Origin of the sequence: Methylobacterium sp. J-059, assembly GCF_022829485.1 — a bacterium.
Classification (GTDB): Bacteria; Pseudomonadota; Alphaproteobacteria; order Rhizobiales; family Beijerinckiaceae; genus Methylobacterium.
On record NZ_JAKSYA010000176.1, the window covers coordinates 1 to 1,110 of the forward strand.

The 1,110-nt window shown below is 72.8% G+C and carries 1 protein-coding gene; it reads right to left on the bottom strand.

What is annotated here, in order from left to right:
- Positions 1-3: 3 nt before the first annotated feature.
- On the bottom strand, positions 4-1,110 hold a 1,107-nt coding region (locus MKK55_RS26840; RefSeq protein ID WP_147860478.1), incomplete at its 5' end, for a polysaccharide biosynthesis/export family protein.

Below are 1,110 nucleotides of genomic sequence, written 5' to 3' on the forward strand. Positions count from 1 at the left end.
CGCCTACCGTGAGTAGGCGTAGACGGAGGCTGCGGATGCGACGGGGCCTGCGACGGTGGAGAAGACGCTGACGACCTTGGAGACTTCGGTGAAGGGGGCGTTGGAGACGTAGACGAGGTCGCGGTTTCGCATGCGGAAGGCCTGGGAGGTGAACAGGCTGTTGGGGTCGCGCATGTCGATGCGGTAGACCACCGGGACCACGGGTGTGGTCAGGAGCGGCGAGGCCGGGTTGAGGCGGCGGACGACGGCGGCCGGCTCGAAGCGGAACACGAAGGTGCCGGCCGGGTCGGCCTGGAAGTCGGACAGGCCGCGGGCCTTGGCTAGGGCCTGGGCGAGCGTGATGCCCTCGGCCGAGAACGGCAGCTCGGTGGCGTTGCCGAGCGCGCCGACCGCCAGGAAGGTCTGGGGGTCGCGCACCAGGGTGAGCACGTCGTTGGGGCGCAGGTAGATGTTCTCGCGCGGGTTGGCCACCAGGGTCGTCATCGGCACGGTGGTGGTGCGGTCCCCGCGCGAGAGGCGCACGAAGGTCTCGGAGACGGGCGAGCGCACGCCGCCGGCGGAGGCCACGACGTCGAGGAGGCGGTCGCCGCCGGTCGACAGCGGCAGGCGGGCGCCGGCCACCGCCTCGCCGGTGACGGTGACGGCCTGGGAGATCGGCTTGGTGACCGAGACCAGCACCTGCGGCTGGATCGCCTTGCCGGCGAGCTCGTTCTCGATCAGCGTCTGGACGTCCTGGGTGCGGCGTCCGGCGACGTGGATGCGCCCGGCATACGGCACCGAGATCGCGCCGTCGCGGCCGACGGCCTGCTCGGGGATCAGCGCCGACTTCGAGCCGGCGGAGAAGCGGTCGGCGACGAGCGGGCCGGAGAACAGGCCGCCCGACCCGGCCTCCCAGACCGAGACCGAGACGTAGTCGCCCACGCCGATCACCGGCTCGATCGAGGGGCGCTTGTCGCCGAAGGAGGCCAGCAGGCTGTCGAGCGGGCGCCCGCGCAGGGCCTCGATCACCGCCGGGGTCACGTCCACCAGCTCGTAGCGCGCCAGCAGCCCCTCCGGCGTCGACAGCTCCGCCCCCGCCTCCACGGCACGCGCCGTCGGACCCGAAGCCGG